The 1,720-nt window shown below is 67.7% G+C and carries 2 protein-coding genes and 2 pseudogenes; all 4 read right to left on the reverse strand.

Annotation, left to right across the window (positions count from 1 at the left end; genetic code table 11):
• Positions 1 to 76: 76 nt before the first annotated feature.
• Positions 77 to 511: pseudogene (locus MXD58_RS27025) on the reverse strand (GTP-binding protein); the annotation flags it as partial.
• Positions 492 to 851, reverse strand: coding sequence for a DUF742 domain-containing protein (locus MXD58_RS27030; RefSeq protein ID WP_011602350.1), 360 nt, complete (start codon positions 849 to 851; stop codon positions 492 to 494). The pseudogene MXD58_RS27025 and the gene MXD58_RS27030, both read right to left, overlap by 20 nt.
• A 25-nt stretch (positions 852 to 876) precedes the next feature.
• The gene (locus MXD58_RS27035; RefSeq protein WP_248820579.1) at positions 877 to 1,299 is read right to left on the reverse strand and encodes a roadblock/LC7 domain-containing protein; all 423 of its coding nucleotides are present in this window, start codon (positions 1,297 to 1,299) and stop codon (positions 877 to 879) included.
• Positions 1,296 to 1,720, reverse strand: a pseudogene (locus tag MXD58_RS27040) (histidine kinase); the annotation flags it as partial. The gene MXD58_RS27035 and the pseudogene MXD58_RS27040, both read right to left, overlap by 4 nt.

Consider the following 1,720-nt stretch of genomic DNA (forward strand, 5'->3'; position numbering starts at 1 on the left):
GTCTCGGAGCGACACACCCGCACCCCGGACGATCAACCAGCCGCTCCCGATCTACACCACGCAGTGGGACTCACCCGAAGCAGTTCACTCCGATGACGAACGGCAGCTGTCGCTGTTCGAAGTAGTCCACGGCGGCGAAGCAGTCGGCAAGCCGGCGGGTGTCCGCCAGCACGATCGCGCCGATCGCGCCCCGCACGATGTCGTCCCACATGAACCAGAAGCGGTACTGCCCTGGCGTGCCGAACAGGTAGAGGATCAGATCCTCGTCCAGGGAGACTCGGCCGAAGTCCATGGCGACCGTGGTGGTCGTCTTGTCGGTGAGATGGGTCAGGTCGTCCACGTGGGCGCCTGCCTCGGTCATCACGGCCTCGGTGCGCAGCGGGACGATTTCGGATACCGAGCCCACGAATGTGGTCTTTCCGGCGCCGAAGCCGCCCGCGACCACAATCTTGACCGAGGTCGTGGCGACGGAGGAGTTGACCCGTCTGTTGTCAGAGCTTTCGAAGGCCACTGAGAACCCTTTCGAGCAACGCGAGATCCGGTGCCTCATCGCGGTCAGGCTGCTGGTGGACGCGGACGAAGCCTTCGTCCGCCATGTCGCCTACCAGCACGCGGGCTACGCCCAGAGGCACCCGGAGCCCGGCAGCGATCTCCGCGATGGATCGCACCTGCCGGCACATGGCGGCGATGGTCTGTTGCTCGAGGTTGAGGCCGATGGCCCGTTCCTCGCCGAGCGGCGTCGTGAAGACGAGTGCCTCAATGGCGAGCTCGTAGCGTGACCGAGTACGCCCGCCGGTCATCGCGTAGGGACGGACGACCGGACCGGGCGCATTCTCGGGATCGATACTCACCCTGACTCCCTGTGCTTCCGCTCGGTCACCGCGGAAGTGTTCCCTGCAGCTCGGCGCGCAGCGCCGGGGTAAGAACATCCTTCGCCCGGCTGACCAGCAGTGCCATTTCGTACCCGACGAGCCCGATGTCGCAGGACGGTGCGGCCAGCACCGCCATGCTCGCGCCGTCGCTGATCGCCATGATGAAAAGAAAGCCGTGTTCCATCTCGACGACTGTCTGGGTTACGGCGCCGGCCTCGAAGACCCGCGCGGCGCCCTGGGTCAGGCTCACGAGGCCCGAGGCGACCGCGGCGAGCTGGTCGGCCCGATCACGTGGAAAACCGTCCGAGACGGCCAACAAAAGGCCGTCGGCGGACACCACCACGGTGTGTGCAACACCCGGGACTCGGTCGACAAAGTTGTTGATCAACCAGTTGAGGTTCTGGGCATCAGAACTCACGGGTGTCACCGTTCCTCCTGCGCGTCACGTCGAGGATTTCTCGTGGTGTCGACTCCGACATCACGTCCCTGCCGCACGCCCTGGTAGAAGCTGGCAAGCCGGCCACCGACGGCTTCCGGGGATCTGGTCGGGGTTTCGGCGGGACGCCGGCGAGGCGCGGGTTCGGCGCTGCCGGGCACGAGATGGGTCATGGGGACTCGTACCGGTAGGCCCGACTGCGTCGTGCCACCCGTGGTTGGACGGCGCGACGCCTCGGCGGCCCGCCAGCCGGCGTCTCCGGGGGAGCTCCAACCATCCTCCCCCGGCGCGGTGGGAGCTGCCGGTGGCGCCGACGGTCGGGCCGCCGGTTGTTGGTAGGACTGGGCCGCCGCGGCGGGTGGGCCCACCGTGACGGGCGAGGCGGCCGCAGCCGGCCGCTGTGGCTGTGGCG

It is taken from the genome of Frankia sp. AgKG'84/4 (genome assembly GCF_023242965.2).
In the GTDB taxonomy this organism is placed as follows: domain Bacteria; phylum Actinomycetota; class Actinomycetes; order Frankiales; family Frankiaceae; genus Frankia.